General features: G+C 61.3%; 12 protein-coding genes and 1 pseudogene. 7 read left to right on the top strand and 6 right to left on the bottom strand.

Features of this window, described 5'->3' with window-relative positions:
* The first annotated feature begins 25 nt into the window (after nt 1-25).
* Both GNF76_RS19130 and GNF76_RS19125 read left to right on the top strand, forming a co-directional pair.
* The gene (locus GNF76_RS19130; protein WP_155584686.1) at nt 26-1,063 is read left to right on the top strand and encodes a phosphotransferase family protein; all 1,038 of its coding nucleotides are present in this window, start codon (nt 26-28) and stop codon (nt 1,061-1,063) included.
* Nucleotides 1,060-3,366 (top strand): lanthionine synthetase LanC family protein, encoded by a 2,307-nt coding sequence (locus tag GNF76_RS19125; protein WP_178123406.1) that lies wholly within the window; start codon nt 1,060-1,062, stop codon nt 3,364-3,366. Before GNF76_RS19130 ends, GNF76_RS19125 begins: the two co-directional genes overlap by 4 nt.
* On the opposite strand, the gene GNF76_RS19120 is transcribed toward GNF76_RS19125, so the two are convergent.
* A complete protein-coding gene (locus tag GNF76_RS19120) occupies nt 3,314-4,228 on the bottom strand; it encodes a helix-turn-helix domain-containing protein (protein ID WP_155584684.1) in 915 nt (304 codons plus the stop codon). The two genes, GNF76_RS19125 and GNF76_RS19120, sit on opposite strands and share 53 nt — an antisense overlap.
* Before the next feature lie 161 nt (nt 4,229-4,389).
* Between GNF76_RS19120 and GNF76_RS19115 the strand changes: the two genes are divergently transcribed.
* The 5 genes and pseudogenes from GNF76_RS19115 to GNF76_RS19095 all read left to right on the top strand — a co-directional run.
* Nucleotides 4,390-5,748 carry a glutamine synthetase family protein gene (locus GNF76_RS19115; RefSeq protein ID WP_155584683.1) on the top strand — a complete coding sequence of 453 codons (1,359 nt, stop codon included), beginning with the start codon at nt 4,390-4,392 and terminating at the stop codon, nt 5,746-5,748.
* Between the two features lie 242 nt (nt 5,749-5,990).
* Nucleotides 5,991-7,079: a polyamine ABC transporter substrate-binding protein gene (locus GNF76_RS19110; RefSeq protein ID WP_155584682.1), complete on the top strand. Its 1,089-nt coding sequence runs from the start codon at nt 5,991-5,993 to the stop codon at nt 7,077-7,079.
* Nucleotides 7,076-8,377 carry an NAD(P)/FAD-dependent oxidoreductase gene (locus tag GNF76_RS19105; protein WP_155584681.1) on the top strand — a complete coding sequence of 434 codons (1,302 nt, stop codon included), beginning with the start codon at nt 7,076-7,078 and terminating at the stop codon, nt 8,375-8,377. Before GNF76_RS19110 ends, GNF76_RS19105 begins: the two co-directional genes overlap by 4 nt.
* Nucleotides 8,378-8,575: 198 nt before the next feature.
* Entirely contained in the window at nt 8,576-9,274 is a 699-nt protein-coding gene (locus tag GNF76_RS19100; RefSeq protein WP_155584680.1) for a hypothetical protein, read from the top strand.
* Nucleotides 9,271-10,104: pseudogene (locus GNF76_RS19095) on the top strand (EamA family transporter); the annotation flags it as partial. The gene GNF76_RS19100 and the pseudogene GNF76_RS19095, both read left to right, overlap by 4 nt.
* Before the next feature lie 67 nt (nt 10,105-10,171).
* On the opposite strand, the gene GNF76_RS29610 reads toward GNF76_RS19095, so the two are convergent.
* From GNF76_RS29610 to GNF76_RS19070, 5 genes are read right to left on the bottom strand one after another with little or no spacing between them, the layout of a single operon-like run.
* Nucleotides 10,172-11,203 (bottom strand): ABC transporter substrate-binding protein, encoded by a 1,032-nt coding sequence (locus GNF76_RS29610; RefSeq protein WP_155584678.1) that lies wholly within the window; start codon nt 11,201-11,203, stop codon nt 10,172-10,174.
* Nucleotides 11,204-11,217: 14 nt separating this feature from the next.
* Nucleotides 11,218-12,321: an NAD(P)/FAD-dependent oxidoreductase gene (locus GNF76_RS19085; protein ID WP_155584677.1), complete on the bottom strand. Its 1,104-nt coding sequence runs from the start codon at nt 12,319-12,321 to the stop codon at nt 11,218-11,220.
* Entirely contained in the window at nt 12,318-13,661 is a 1,344-nt protein-coding gene (locus GNF76_RS19080) for an FAD/NAD(P)-dependent oxidoreductase (RefSeq protein ID WP_155584676.1), read from the bottom strand. The genes GNF76_RS19085 and GNF76_RS19080 overlap by 4 nt, the downstream gene beginning before the upstream one ends.
* Entirely contained in the window at nt 13,658-13,948 is a 291-nt protein-coding gene (locus GNF76_RS19075) for a (2Fe-2S)-binding protein (RefSeq protein ID WP_155584675.1), read from the bottom strand. Before GNF76_RS19075 ends, GNF76_RS19080 begins: the two co-directional genes overlap by 4 nt.
* Nucleotides 13,948-14,742 (bottom strand): ABC transporter permease, encoded by a 795-nt coding sequence (locus GNF76_RS19070; RefSeq protein ID WP_155584674.1) that lies wholly within the window; start codon nt 14,740-14,742, stop codon nt 13,948-13,950. Before GNF76_RS19070 ends, GNF76_RS19075 begins: the two co-directional genes overlap by 1 nt.

Below are 14,742 nucleotides of genomic sequence, written 5' to 3'. Positions count from 1 at the left end.
TGGTCTTTCTACTCGAGGGCGAGCAATGATTCTGACCCGGCACAACACGGCGATTTTTTTGGTGAATAACGGACTGCTCGATACGCGCAGCCTGATGGAGCAGCCCATTGCCATTCGCAGTCACAGTCAGCGCAATCGGGGTTTCAGCGTCACCTGGCCAAGCGGCCAGGGCTACTACGTCAAACAGCATCAGCCCGACGCGGGTCCCTGGGAGAAGCGTTCCAGCGTCGCCCACGAAGCTGAAGTATTGCAGCGTCTCAATGAACAACCCGGGTTGCACGACTGCGTGCCCACCCTGCGTTTTTACGACGTCCATCGCCAAGCCCTGGTGGTGGATTGGCTGACACCGGCCCACGGCGCTCATGAAGTGGCGATCAACAACGGTGTTCCCGACTTGCAGGTGGCCAACCAGTTGGGGCAAACCTTGGCTCGCTTGCACCAGGGGCTGACCGATATTGCCTGCGATGACCTGCCAGGGAACGTACCGTGGGTCATCCGCCTGGATCGCCTGTACCCCCTGGCCGGCGAGGATCAGAGCTGGGGCCAGGCTCGCCTGGTGGCGTTGGTCCAGTCTCGGCAGGAGTGCATGGCGGCGCTGGATGCATTGGCCCTCACCTGGCCCAGGTCGCAACTGATTCACGGTGATATGAAGTGGCAAAACTGCCTGTTGCAGGGCGAATATTGTGTGTTTATCGATTGGGAAATGGCCGACCGCGGTGATCCTCTGTGGGACCTGGCAGGCCTTTGCCAATCCTGGCTCAAGAACTGGATGGACCGCCAACCCTGGATGGCCGACGGTGACGATGCGGTCGCACAAGCCGCCGAAGATTTCGGCCCCTACCAGCGGGCACTCGCCCAGGTTTGGCGCAGTTATCAACCCGTGCCGGCGCCAGGTGCCGAACGCCTGATGGCGTTGTGTGGCGCGCGCTTGTTGCAAACCCTGTACGAAGACCTTGTCGATGAGACCGAGCTGAGTGCCACCCACACCTTGCTGCTGCAACTGGCGCGCAATCTGTTGGTGGCCCCGCAATTGGCTGCACAACAATGGCTGGAGGTTGTATGAGTGCCTTGAGCGATGCACCGCAAGCCTGGTGGTTGTGCCTGCGCACAGCCCTGGAAACCCTGCACTGCGATGCCGAAGGCACGCTGTCCATGGACGGCCGGCGCTTCCCGCGGGCCGCCCTGGCCTTGAGCGCCGGTGCCGGCGGTTATCACGACGACCCGCGGATCACGCGCCTGCAAGACTATCTGTACCGTCACTACTATGCGGGGCTGGTGCGGGACGAAAGCCCGCAACCCGTCTGGTACCCGACGCCAGCGGCGTCCCGACAATCCGGGCCCTGGCGGGTGCTTGAGCAACTGGGCGACGGAGCGCTGGCGGTGCAACGGGGTACGGTGGCGTGCCGCGTGGAGCCGGGTGAGTACTTGTTCGAGGGCGTGCCGGCCCGGGCTATTCGTGGGCACCAGGTCAGTCTCCAGCGAGCAGCCTGGACCACCCAACTGGATCCGGCCTTTGTCTACCTGTTCGGCCACGCGCCGGCCGATGCCTGCAACGACGATTGCCTGGTGCGTTACTACCTGGCGCCAGCGCCTGCGCAACTCGGCGAGGTGGTGCAAACCCTCAGCCACGCACTGGATCAAGCCTGTCTGCCCTACCTGCTCAAATACCCAAGCGACAGCACCGAGTGGTTACGCCACGACGCGGTGGTGCTGTATGTCGCCGCGCGCCAGGCCCATCAGGTGCACCGCCTGCTGGGTCGATACAGCCAATGGCTGCGTCAGCGGCTGCGTGGGCCAGTGCCGTTATGGGCGCAACCACTGCAGCCCGGCCTGGGATTTGCCCAGGACCCGGCCGATGGGCGCAGCTTTGGTGAAAGCCGCTGCCGGGCGTTGGCCCTGGGCCTGCTGGACGCTACCACTGCACCTGATGCGATCGAGGCAATCGAGCGGCGGTTCGAAGAGCAAGGCATTGATTGGCAACAGCCGCATCTGGAGGAGGATCCCGAAGACCGCTTCGGCTTGCGGCAACTGCGCTTTGCAGGAGGGCGTGAGGTGCCAGCGGCGATAACGAAGCCGTTGTCTGATTGCCTGCAGGAGGCCGTTCGTATTGGTCATTCCTTGTGTGCCGAAGCCTTGTGGCTAGGGGACCGTTGCACCTGGATTACCGACGATGCCGATGATGCGGGTGGCGCGTTGACGGCGTTCGCTCGCAGCATGAACGCCAGCTTGTATGACGGCACCCTGGGCGTTGCGGCCTTCCTGACATTGCTGGCGGAGCAGAGCGCGGAGCCTGCTTTTGTTGACACCGCAGCCGGTGCCTTGCGTCATGCACTGTCGCAGCCGACCGCCCATCTGCTGAGCCTCTACGAAGGCCGCGTGGGCACTGTGACCCAGGGGCTATGGCTGGCACGGCGCCTGGGTAATAGTTCGTTGATGGAGGATTACGTGCACGCCGCCGATGGGTTGTTGCAGCGCTTGGCCCTGTTGCCCCAGGACGATCAGCCTGTGGACCTGATGCACGGCTTGGCCGGTGCGATCATTGGTCTGCTGGGCCTGGCGCGGCAGGCCCCGACACTGGCAGACCAGAGCCTCAGCACCGCCGAGGTCCTGGGTCGACGCCTGCTGCGTCAGGCTCGGCGTACAGCATGCGGTTGGCATTGGCCTGAGCATGAGGGGCGCCTGGGGCTGTGCGGTTTGTCCCACGGCAATGCCGGGATTGCCCTGGCGTTTGCCCAACTCGCCCGGCAGAGCTCTGACACCTGTTGGTCCGAGGCGGTGGAACAGGCCGTGGCCTATGAGGCCCATTGGTTCTTGCCCGAGCAGGGCAACTGGCCCTATCTGTTTGCCGAAGATGCCCAACGCCTGGATGACCGCCCGACCCATTGCGGCATGGCCTGGTGTCACGGTGCTCCGGGCATTGCCCTGTCGCGGCTGGCGCTGTGGCAGTTGACCGGTGAAACGAAGCATCGGGACGTCGCTCGCCGAGCCTTGCAAAGCATCGAGACGGACTTGCGCGGCGATGTCTCCCAGGCCGGCAGCAGCTATACCTTGTGTCATGGCCCGGCGGGTAATGCCGATATTTTGTTGGCGGGTGCTGACGTGCTGGGAGAGCCGACCTGGGCCGAGTGCGCTCGGCAGGTGGCTCAACGAGGGCTGGTCGAGGAGGGCGGGCAATGGCGCAGCGGGCTGGGGGTTGCCCAAGGGCATTCGCTGGGGTTGATGCTGGGGGTGGCCGGCACCGGGTATTTCCTGTTGCGCTGCGCTGTGGGGACATCGGTGCCTGGATTGTTGTTGCCATATGGTGTGGGAGCGATCAACACCGTGGCTTCTGATGCCGCTTCAAGGTTTCGCTCGGCAGTTCCTTGAACAACGCCCGATAACTGTGGGAAAACCGCCCCAGATGCCAGAACGACCAATTCATCGCCACCTCGGCCACCGTGGTCTCGGCAGACGGTGGGTTGAGCAACTCCCGGCGCGCGCTGTTCAAGCGACGCAACCGCAACCACTGCGCCGGGCTCATGCCGGTGTAAGTCTTGAACCCATGCTGCAATTGGCGCAACGGCACGCCGGCGATGCGTGCCAATTCCAGCAGGTTGACGGTTTCATCCGGCACATCCGCCGCCCATTCACCGATACGGGCCATGAGCGTTCGTTCATCGGTGCGCCGCTGCAATGAACCTGGGTCCAGGCATACGCAGGCGTTGTCGAGGATAAACAGGCAATCGTCGAGTAACTGTTGGGTCAGGGCGTCACGGCTGGGCGGGTCGACGACTTCTGACAAGCGCGTCAACGTCCCGCTGAGCCAACGGCTGAACAGGGCGTTTTGCAGGGAGGTGAGGGGGGCCATGAACAGCCCTTCGAGTGTTGCCACATCCAAACCATGACGCTGGACGAACTGCGGGCCGAACACCACTGCCACTTCCCGGTAGTTTTCCGGGGTAATCCAGGTGTTGCGGCTTTCGCCATTGAGCATGTACAGCGCGTTGTCGCTGCCATCAAAACAGAACGTCAGGGAGCCCGGCGGCGCGTTGAAGTTCTGTTCCACCCGAGTGTTCATGCACTCTTCGTAGACCTCGACACCTTGCAGGTCGAGGTAGCGGATCAGCCCGGCAAAATGCCCCGGGGACATTTGCTGATACTGCTGGACCCAGCCGGGTGTGGCATTGCATTGAGCGGCTACATCGCCGGTGGCGAAGGCCTGTACACGCAAGGGGGCTGCCTGTGTCATGGGTAACCTGGGCGCACTCTATTGGTGCGTTTTGGGTGGCGCAAAGTGGATAGATGCCGTCACACGGCTGGCCCAAGATAGACCTCAATGCGCTGCGGGGGAAGTGGGTCGTCGAACCTGGCCGAACCGCCGGCGCTTTCCAAACCCATGACGAGGTTCTTATGAACGCCCCCTTCGATCAGCTGTCCGCCTGGCTGAAAGAACACAAGATTACCGAAGTCGAATGCGTGATCAGTGACCTGACTGGCATCGCACGCGGCAAGATTTCGCCCACCAACAAGTTCCTGCATGAGCGAGGCATGCGCCTGCCGGAAAGTGTGTTGCTGCAAACGGTAACCGGGGACTTTGTCGACGACGACATCTACTACGACCTGCTGGACCCGGCCGATATCGATATGATTTGCCGCCCGGTGGCCAACGCAACGTATGTGGTGCCTTGGGCCATTGAACCTACCGCCATCGTGATCCACGACACGTTCGACAAGCAGGGCAACCCCATCGAACTGTCGCCGCGCAATGTGCTGAAGAAGGTCTTGCAGCTTTATACCGAGCAGGGTTGGCAGCCGATTGTCGCGCCGGAAATGGAGTTCTACCTGACCCAGCGCTGCGAAGACCCGGACCTGCCGCTGAAAACCCCGCTGGGCCGTTCCGGTCGCGCGGAAAGTGGCCGTCAGTCATTCTCCATCGACGCTGCCAACGAATTCGACCCGTTGTTCGAAGACGTCTACGACTGGTGCGAAGCGCAGAACCTGGACCTCGACACGCTGATCCATGAGGACGGCCCGGCGCAGATGGAAATCAACTTCCGCCACGGCGACGCCCTCGACCTGGCCGACCAGATCACCGTGTTCAAGCGCACCCTGCGCGAAGCCGCGCTGAAGCACAACGTGGCTGCGACCTTCATGGCCAAGCCGGTGGCCGACGAGCCAGGCAGCGCCATGCACCTGCACCAGAGTGTGGTGGACATTGCCACCGGCAAACCGGTGTTTGTCGACGCGGACGGCAAGATGAGCCAGCTGTTCTTGCATCACATCGGCGGCCTGCAGAAGTACATCCCCAAGCTGCTGCCGATGTTTGCGCCCAACGTGAACTCGTTCCGCCGCTTCCTGCCGGACACCTCGGCGCCGGTCAACGTTGAATGGGGCGAAGAAAACCGCACCGTCGGCCTGCGCGTACCGACCTCCAGTCCCGACGCCATGCGTGTGGAAAACCGCTTGCCGGGTGCCGACGCCAACCCGTACCTGGCCATCGCCGCCAGCCTGTTGTGCGGTTATCTGGGGATGATCGAACACATCGAGCCCAGTGCTCCGGTGGAAGGCCGTGCTTATGAGCGGCGCAACCTGCGTTTGCCCATCACCATCGAAGACGCCCTGGCGCGGATGGAAGAGTGCGAGACCGTTAAACAGTATTTGGGGGAGAAGTTTGTGCGTGGCTACGTGGCGGTCAAGCGTGCCGAACATGAAAACTTCAAACGGGTGATCAGCTCGTGGGAGCGCGAATTCCTGTTGTTGAGCGTCTGATGTCGTGACGGGCTGTACCGCTGCCGCTGCCGCTGCCGCTGCCGTTGCCGTTGTAGCCGCTGCCGAGGTACGAGGCTGCGATGGGTTGCGCAGCGACCCCCGAGGGCGGTCCTGCGGACACGCATCGCAGCCTCGTGCCTCGGCAGCGGCTACAGCCCATCGCAGCCTCTGCCTCTGCCTCTGCCTTGGCAGCGGCCTGGGCGGTTTATTCATAACAACAATCATGCAAAAGGGGTGTCGATATGCGTCTTGTGAAAAAGCTTCTCCCGCTGACCTTGGCGGTGTTGTTCAGCGCCACGAGCCAGGCCGCACAGACGGTCAGTGTCTACAACTGGACCGACTACATCGGTGACACCACGTTGGCCGACTTCCAGGCCAAGACCGGGATCAAAGTGATCTACGACGTGTTCGACTCCAACGAAACCCTGGAAGGCAAGCTACTGGCCGGGCGCACGGGCTATGACGTAGTGGTGCCGTCTAACCACTTCCTGGCGCGCCAGGTGAAGGCCGGGGCGTTCCTGAAGCTGGACCGCTCGCAGTTGCCCAACTTCAAGAACCTCGATCCGAAATTGCTCAAGTTGCTGGAGCAAAATGACCCTGGCAACGTGCATTCGGTGCCGTACCTGTGGGGGACCAACGGCATCGGCTACAACGTCGACAAGATCAAGCAAGTGCTGGGCATCGACCATATCGATTCGTGGGCGGTGCTGTTCGAGCCCGAGAACCTGAAAAAGCTCCACCAGTGCGGCGTGGCTTTCCTCGACTCGGCGGATGAAGCGTTCCCGGCGATCCTCAATTACATGGGCATGGATCCGCGCAGCTCCGATCCCAAGGACTACGAAAAAGCCGAAGCCAAGCTGTTGACCCTGCGGCCGTACATCACCTATTTCCATTCGTCCAAGTACATCTCGGACCTGGCCAACGGTGATATCTGCGTAGCTTTCGGTTACTCCGGCGATGTGTTCCAGGCAGCCAACCGCGCCAAGGAAGCCAAGAACGGGGTCAATATTGCCTACTCGATCCCCAAGGAAGGCAGCAATCTGTGGTTCGACCTGCTGGCCATCCCGGCCGACGCGGCCAACCCGAAAGAAGCGCATGCCTTTATCAACTACCTGCTGGAGCCCGAGGTGATCGCCAAGGTCAGTACCTATGTCGGCTACGCCAACCCGAACCCGGCGGCCAAGGCCTTCATGGCCCCGGAGCTGGTGAACAACCCTGAGGTGTACCCGTCCCAGGAAGTCCTCGACAAGCTCTATATTTCCACCACGCCCACCCCGGCGGTCATGCGGTTGATGACGCGCTCCTGGAGCAAAGTGAAGTCCAACAAATGAATCAGCAAAGCCATGTAAATGAACACGCCCGGTCCTATTACGCAGCGACCGCCAACGCGATGCCCAGGCGTGAGCCTTTGGCGGGAGAACTGAGCGCCGATGTCTGCGTAATCGGTGGCGGTTTTACCGGAGTGAACACTGCGATCGAGTTGGCCCAGCGCGGTCTGTCAGTGATCCTGCTGGAGGCCCGGCGCATTGGCTGGGGCGCCAGCGGGCGCAACGGCGGGCAGTTGATTCGCGGTATTGGCCATGACGTGTCGGGCTTTGCCAAGTACGTGGGCGAGGAGGGCGTACGTTACCTGCAACAGGCTGGCATCGATTCGGTGGCGGTGGTGGGCGAGCGTATCCGCGAACAGGGTATCGACTGTGATCTGCGCTGGGGCTTTTGCGAACTGGCCAATACCCCATCGCAGTTCGCGGCGTTCCAGGGCGAACAGGAAAGCCTGGCGGCCATGGGTTATGCCCATGAAACCCGATTGGTGGGGCCGCAGGACATGGCGCAGGTGGTGGGTTCCGGGCTGTATGCCGGTGGCCTGGTGGACATGGGCTCCGGGCATTTGCATCCGTTGAATCTGGTGCTGGGGGAGGCCTGCGCTGCCGAATCCCTGGGGGTGCGGATCTTTGAAGACAGCCCGGTATTGGAACTGATCCATGGTGATACGGTGCAGGTGCGTTGCGCCTCTGGCACCGTGCGTGCCGGCAGTCTGGTGCTGGCGTGCAATGCGCATCTGGAAGAGTTGGAGCCACGCTTGAGCGGTAAGGTGCTGCCAGCGGGTAGTTACATCATCGCTACCGAGCCGCTGTCGGATGAGGTGGCGAGCCGGCTGATCCCGCAGAACCTGGCGCTGTGTGATCAGAAGGTCGGGCTGGATTACTACCGGCTGTCAGCGGATCGGCGCCTGTTGTTTGGGGGGGCTTGCCACTATTCGGGACGTGATCCTGCCGACATTGCGGCGTATATGCGGCCGAAGATGCTCAAGGTTTTTCCGCAGTTGGCGGATACCGCCATCGAGTTTCAGTGGGGTGGGAAGATTGGCATTACGGCTAACCGGTTTCCGCAGGTCGGGCGGTTGAAGCAGTACCCGAATGTGTTTTATGCCCAAGGGTATTCGGGGCATGGGCTTAACGTCACGCATTGGTGTGCGCGGTTGTTGGCGGAAGGGATTCATGCCGGGCACAGCCGAGGGTTGAATATCTTCAGTCAGGTGCCGCACATGACTTTTCCGGGGGGGAAGGCGCTGCGTTCGCCGTTGTTGGCGTTGGGGATGTTGTGGTATCGGGTGAGGGAGATGCTTTAACCACGCCCTGTTTAATAAAGCTGCTTGATTGGAAGAAAAGATGAAGCCTGTTTTTCATGCACCTTCTTCCATGATTTACAACTGGCCGTACGGCCAGTTACTGGTGCTGAAACCTTTCTAGTAGATTGCGCCCCGCCTGAATCAGCGACAAGGCAAGGCTTGCTCATGTCGCTTCATTTTCTGTCCAGGGAGGAAGAAATGTTCGACATCAATCAATACCGGCATGACTACTTTTACAACCTGGCCACGGTCATCGATGGTCTGATACCTGAAGACCTGTGTGACTCACTGGCCGCGCGGGTCAATCGCATCATCGCGGGGGAGGGGGTCGACTGGGTCAAACACCAAAGCCTGGGAACAGATGCCGTCTCGGATCTGGGGGGCGAATACAACCACCAGATCTTCAAGGGCGATGACATCAGGCAACATCTGCCTGAGTTAAGCGCGATCTACCATGCGCTGGTACCGTTGGTGAGTCTTGTCACCCATACCGACACGGTGGTTTCGCCTTACCCCCTTTCCGATATTAATATCAAAGCCTACCCGCCCGGTGGCGGCACCCTGGGCCTGCATTACGACACCAACGGTATTACCGTCCTGCTGTTCCTGACCACCAATCAGGAAGCACCTTTGCGCATGCAGATCGAGCGCTCCCACCCAAGCAAGAAAGCGCCCTGGACCGAGCACAGGCACATCTTCGCCAAGAAAGGCTCGCTCCTGATCATGCAGGGCCGCAAATCCCTGCACGACAGCGAGCCGACGCTGACCGAGCAAAAGCTCTCGGTGGTGTACAACTACTACGAGCGACATGACACCTACCGTCACGAAGACTTCGACAACTTTGTCTACTACGGCATCAAACCAACGGTGTTGGCACCGCAAGGGGAGCCTGTGTGAATCTGAGCAAGAAGGACTTGTTGGCGGGGGTGTTGGTGACGGTCATCTGGGGGGCCAACTTCTCGGTGATTGGCCTGGGGCTTGAGTCTCTGGACCCGTTTTTACTGACGCTGTTGCGATTTACCTTTTGTGCCATACCGTTGGTGTTTTTTATCAAGCGGCCAAAAGGTGTTTCCTATTGCACGTTGGTCACTTACGGCGTGCTTTTCGGCGCAGGGCTCTGGGGTGTGGTGAACATTGCCATGCACAACGGCCTGTCAGCGGGGATGTCTTCGGTGTTCCTGCAGTTCAGCGCGTTTTTTACCATTGTCATGAGTGGGCTGTTTCTCAACGAGCGGGTAAGCCGGGTTCATATCGTCGGGATGGTGTTCGCAGGCGTGGGGCTGTTGATGATCCTGCAACTGTCGGACAAGGTCTCGACCACGCAAGGGATCTTGCTGGTGCTGCTGGCGGCCGTTGCCTGGTCGCTGTGTAATGTAATCATCAAGGTCAAGCAGCCTGGAAACATGATCGCCTTTATCGTCTGGTCCAGCCTGTTTTCCGTCCCGGTGATTCTGCTGCTGACGCTTTGGTTCGAAGGTCTGAAGCCGTTCCGGAGTCTGCTGCTGGACTTCACGTGGGGCGCAGGGTTCTCGATCTTTTTCCAGTGCTACATCACGACTATCGGCGGGTATCTGGTCTGGAATAACCTGATGAAAAAGTACCCGGCATCCACGGTTGCGCCGTTGTCATTGATGGTGCCGGTGTCGGGGATACTCACATCCTGGCTGTTTTTTGATGAGTGGCTGAGCTTGGCGCAATTCATGGCGATCGGGTTGGTGTTTGTGGGGCTCGCTATCTTTGTCAATTCGGCAAAGATAGCGTCCAGGCTGGCGAGGTTATCTGACCTTTCCAGTCCTACCGCTCAATCGACCGACTCCACCGCGCATTCCACTCCGGCCGCGCCTGATTCACCTGATCCCAATCAATCGAAATCGCCGTCTCCAGATAACGATTCATCGCCTCCACCCGCTCCCGGGTTTTATCGGTAGTCGGGGTACCAGGATTCGATGGAATCTGATCACCCAACTCCAACGCCGGCGCCTGTGCCTCGGTGGTCAGCAGATACTCCGCCAGCTTTTGAGCCAGTGCAGGCTGGTCATTACGGGCAATCACGCATTCGGCCACATTCAGTACCACCGCGCCTTCCTTGGGCTGCGCATACTCCATCGGCACGCCCAGCAGCTTCTGGGTCGCCACCTGAGTCGGCGTCAGGGGAAAGATCGCCGCTTCATCGGTCTGCACCATTTCCGAGATTTTCGCCGAGCTGGCGATGTACTCCAGCACATTGGGCCCGACCGTTTTTGGCCAGGCCTTGAAACCCGGTTCGACGTTGGTTTCATCGCCGCCCTGGATCCGGTTGAACATCAAGAACCCATGCAAACCGAACGTCGAGGAGGCCAGGGACTGGAACACTACCTTGTCCTTGAAGCGTGGGTCGGCCAGGTCCATCCATGACGTCGGCGCACTCCAGCCTTTCTCCTTGAACATCCTGGCGTTATAACCCAGACCAGTGACGCCGAGGGTCACGGCGACCGCTTCGTCCTTGATCCTGGCCTTGGCCGGGATCTGTTCGAGGGTCGGACTGGCCGCAAGCTTCTCGCACAGGCCCATGGAGATGGCGCGGTACATGATGCCGTCGTCAAGGAACATCACGTGCATCTGTGGGTTGTCCTTGTTGGCCTGGACTTTGGCCAGGATGTCCGAGGAGGTGCCGGGGACGATCACCACCTTGACGTTGTTGGCCTTCTCGAACGCGGGCAGCACCTTATCGGCGTAGACCCGTTCCATGGTGCCGCCGTTCATGCCCAGGTACAGCGTCGGCGCAGCGTGGGCTGTCGAGGTGAGCAGGGCGAGGGACAGGCAGGACAGCGCAATACGTGGATTCATGGATGTTTTTCCTCTCAGGCTTGGAAACGACGGATGGAAAACGCTTCGATAGGTTGTCGGCTGGCGCCATGGCAGACCAGCTCTGCCAGGGCTTCACCGACGGCGGGACCGAGCTGGAACCCGGCCCCGGCAAAGCCGAAACCGTGAAGCAGGCCAGGTTGGGTGCAACTGTTGCCAATCACCGGTTCGTGATCGGGCAAGTAACCTTCGGTGCCGCTCCAGGTGCGGATGGCCTGGGCACCTTTGAGGAACGGATACAACTCGGCGGCGTTGCGCAGTATTTCCAGCACGGCTGCTTGCCCTGGTCGGGCCTGTTGCGGGCCGAGGGCAAAGCCGCGACCGCCACCGAGGATGCAATTGCCGCGCGCCACTTGCCGTGCATAGATCCCGCCGCCTTCAACGCCGGTGCTGACGTCCATCACCCTTGGCAGCGGCTCGGTTACCAGCATTGCCGGGTGCGCCGAATGCATGGGCACCGGCTCGCCAAACTGCGCAGCCACGGTGCCGGCCCAGGCGCCGGCGCAGTTCAGCAACCAGGGCGCTTGCAGGTGCAAGCCGTTGACGCAGCGCACCTGGAACAGGCGGCTGTCGTGTTCGATATGGCTCACTTCAGACTGTTCGAAGACCTGTGCGCCAAGGCGTTGTGCCGCGCGTGCGAAGGCCGGTGACACCAATCGTGGATTGGCGTGGCCGTCTTCGGGGCACAACGATGCGCCGATCGCTACATCGCCAACCCAGGGAAAACGCGCTCGCAGTTGGGCATGGTCGAGCAGTTGCAAATCCAGACCAAACCCACGGCTGACCTCGGCGTAAGCGTGCAGGGCGGCCAGGTCGGTGTGGCTGCGCGCCAACTTAAGATGCCCGGAGCGCACGTACTCCCCATCAATGCCAATCAACCCCGGCAAGTCTGCCCACAGCTGATGCGCCCGTTGCGACAGCGCCAGCTGATGCAACGGGCGGCCCTGACGGCGCACGCCGCCATAGTTGACGCCGCTGGAATGGGAACCACAGAAGTCCCGCTCCAGCAGTACCACGCGTTGACCTTTTTGCGCGAGTATCAGCGCCGCCGAGGCACCGACGATCCCGCCGCCGAGGACGATGACGTCACTGTCGATCATGGTTGCACCTCAACGCCAAACGGCAGCGGCTTGATTGGTGCCTGGCCGCGTAACCGGCCAATGCTCTCCAACGGCCGGCCACTGCGTTGGGCGACGATTTCCACCGCCGCCAATCCACACATCCGGCCCTGGCAGCGTCCCATGCCGACCCGACAATGAGCTTTCACCCGATTCAGCTCCCAGTGGCCTTCGTCCACCACCGCGCGTACATCGCCCACGCTGACTTCTTCGCAGCGGCACAAGATCAACTCATCCGGCGCATCCTCCGCCCAGCTCTCGGGAAAGGGAAATGCGGTTTCCAGCCCATGACGAAAGCGTTGGATGCTCGCCAGTTGCTGTTCCAGAACGGGGCCGCGGCGGTGATCCAGGGCCACGCCCAGGTCTTCCAGCACCGCCAGCGCTGCTCGTTCTCCTGCCATTTGCGCGGCATCGGCGCCCATGATGCCGGCGCCGTCGCCTGCGAGGTAAACACCTTCGACACTGCTGCGTCCCGCCGCGTCGCGGGTTGGCAGCCAGGCACGGTTCAATTCATTCCAGGCGAACTCACAGCCCAGCAGGTCAGCCAGTTGGGTTTCGCTGCGCAGGGCATGGGCAAAGGCGACGGCGTCACAGGCCAACGTCTGCAGGTTCCAATGAATGCCCGTGACCCGTTGCTCACCGTCAATCCGCTCCAGGGTTGCGCCCTGGTGCACCGGGATACCATGGGCGGTCAGCCAGGCGCGGTAATACATGCCTTTGGCCAGGGTCAGCGGTTGGCCGAGCAGGGCTGGCAGGGCACGGCATTGGGCGCTGAAGGGCGCACTGTCGAGCACCGCTACGACCTTGGCCCCGGCCTTGGCGTATTGATACGCCACCAGGTACAGCAACGGTCCGCTGCCGCAGAACGCCACCTGTTCACCGATGGCACAGCCCTGATACTTCAAGGCTATCTGCGCGGCGCCCAGGCTGTAGACCCCGGGCAAGGTCCAGCCCGGTACCGGCAGGATGCGGTCGGTGGCGCCGGTGGCGACGATGATTTTTGAGTACTCGATACTGTCGGCGTGGCCGTTACTGAGGGTGTCCAACCGAGTGTTTTCGGCGTTCCACACCAGCGTCTGCGGGCGGTAATCAATCAGCGGTGCCAGTTCATCCAGCATGCGATGCGTCGCGACTGCCTTGCCTGCTTCGAAGCCATATAGCTGCTTGGCCGAGCGCTGGAAGTTGGCTGGTTGGCGGCGATAAATCTGCCCGCCGCCGCACAGGCTCTCGTCCACCAAGCACGGCGTCACACCGTAATCAAGTAACGTGCGTGCAGCGCTGATACCGGCAGGTCCGGCCCCGACAATCACCACCGTCTTCATACCTGGCGCCCCGGATCACGGCGAATCGCCTGGCCCTCTTCCAGCAACGTTGAACAGGCACGCACCCGCCGGCCATCTTCCAGGCGCACCCAGCAATCCTGGCAGGCGCCCATCAGGCAAAAACCGGCCCGTCGTTCGGCACTGAAATCACTGCCCCGCAGGTGCTCTGCGCAGGTCAGTACCGCCGTCAGCAGGGTATCGCCCAGTAAGCCCGTGGCGGGCTGTCCGTCGAGGGTAAAAGCCAGGGTCGGACGCTCGGTCTCAGCCAATCGTTTGAACAACGCCATCAATGTTTCCCCACCAGTACCCGGTCCAGGCCGTAGACCCGGTCGAGCAGAATCATCGCGGCGGCCGTCAAGGCAATCACCAGTGCCGACACCGCCGCCATCATTGGGTCGATGGACTCGGTGGCGTACACGTACATGCGCACCGGCAAGGTTTGCGTGGCCGGCGAACTGACAAAAATCGACAGGGTGACTTCATCGAAACTGTTGATGAACGCCAGCAACCAGCCACCGGCCACGCCGGGAAGAATCATCGGCAGGGTGATCTGGCGGAACAGGGTGAAGCGGTTCGCGCCGAGGGATTCGGCCGCCTGCTCGGCGCTACGGTCGATGCCGATGGCAGCGGCCAATACCAGGCGCAGCACATACGGCGTGATGATCACCACGTGGGCCAGCATCAGCCAGGTGAAGCTGCCATTGACCCCCATCAATGCAAACAGCCTTAGCATCGCCACCCCGAGCACCAAGTGCGGAATGATGATGGGCGAAAGGAACAGCGCACTGAAAAAATCACGGCCGGGAAATTGATACCGGCTGATGGCCAAGGCCGCGGGCACGGCGATCAGTGTCGCCAAGGTGGCGGCGACAAAGGCCAGGACCAGGCTGTTATAGAAGGCGTGGATAAAATCGGCCCGCTCGAACACTGCATGGAACCAGCGCAGGGAAAAGCCCGAGGTGGGCAGGCTCAAGGTGTTTTCCGGGGTGAAGGCCACCAGGCACACCACCACCAGCGGCGCCATCATGAACAGCACCACCAGGGCGTGAAACCCCAGGGCCAAAGGACCGTTTCTCGACAT

The sequence above is a fragment of the Pseudomonas spelaei genome (genome assembly GCF_009724245.1).
In the GTDB taxonomy this organism is placed as follows: domain Bacteria; phylum Pseudomonadota; class Gammaproteobacteria; order Pseudomonadales; family Pseudomonadaceae; genus Aquipseudomonas; species Aquipseudomonas spelaei.
This window is presented reverse-complemented; position numbering and strand designations above follow the sequence as displayed.

What these genes read in the sequence shown, in the direction of transcription:
- GNF76_RS19130 (WP_155584686.1), top strand. Translation starts at nt 26, where the DNA reads ATGATTCTGACCCGGCACAACACGGCGATTTTTTTGGTGAATAACGGA.
- GNF76_RS19100 (WP_155584680.1), top strand. Translation starts at nt 8,576, where the DNA reads ATGTTCGACATCAATCAATACCGGCATGACTACTTTTACAACCTGGCC.
- GNF76_RS19120 (WP_155584684.1), bottom strand. Translation starts at nt 4,228, where the DNA reads ATGACACAGGCAGCCCCCTTGCGTGTACAGGCCTTCGCCACCGGCGAT.
- GNF76_RS19115 (WP_155584683.1), top strand. Translation starts at nt 4,390, where the DNA reads ATGAACGCCCCCTTCGATCAGCTGTCCGCCTGGCTGAAAGAACACAAG.
- GNF76_RS19075 (WP_155584675.1), bottom strand. Translation starts at nt 13,948, where the DNA reads ATGGCGTTGTTCAAACGATTGGCTGAGACCGAGCGTCCGACCCTGGCT.
- GNF76_RS19110 (WP_155584682.1), top strand. Translation starts at nt 5,991, where the DNA reads ATGCGTCTTGTGAAAAAGCTTCTCCCGCTGACCTTGGCGGTGTTGTTC.
- GNF76_RS19125 (WP_178123406.1), top strand. Translation starts at nt 1,060, where the DNA reads ATGAGTGCCTTGAGCGATGCACCGCAAGCCTGGTGGTTGTGCCTGCGC.
- GNF76_RS19085 (WP_155584677.1), bottom strand. Translation starts at nt 12,321, where the DNA reads ATGATCGACAGTGACGTCATCGTCCTCGGCGGCGGGATCGTCGGTGCC.
- GNF76_RS19070 (WP_155584674.1), bottom strand. Translation starts at nt 14,742, where the DNA reads ATGTCGAGAAACGGTCCTTTGGCCCTGGGGTTTCACGCCCTGGTGGTG.
- GNF76_RS29610 (WP_155584678.1), bottom strand. Translation starts at nt 11,203, where the DNA reads ATGAATCCACGTATTGCGCTGTCCTGCCTGTCCCTCGCCCTGCTCACC.
- GNF76_RS19105 (WP_155584681.1), top strand. Translation starts at nt 7,076, where the DNA reads ATGAATCAGCAAAGCCATGTAAATGAACACGCCCGGTCCTATTACGCA.
- GNF76_RS19080 (WP_155584676.1), bottom strand. Translation starts at nt 13,661, where the DNA reads ATGAAGACGGTGGTGATTGTCGGGGCCGGACCTGCCGGTATCAGCGCT.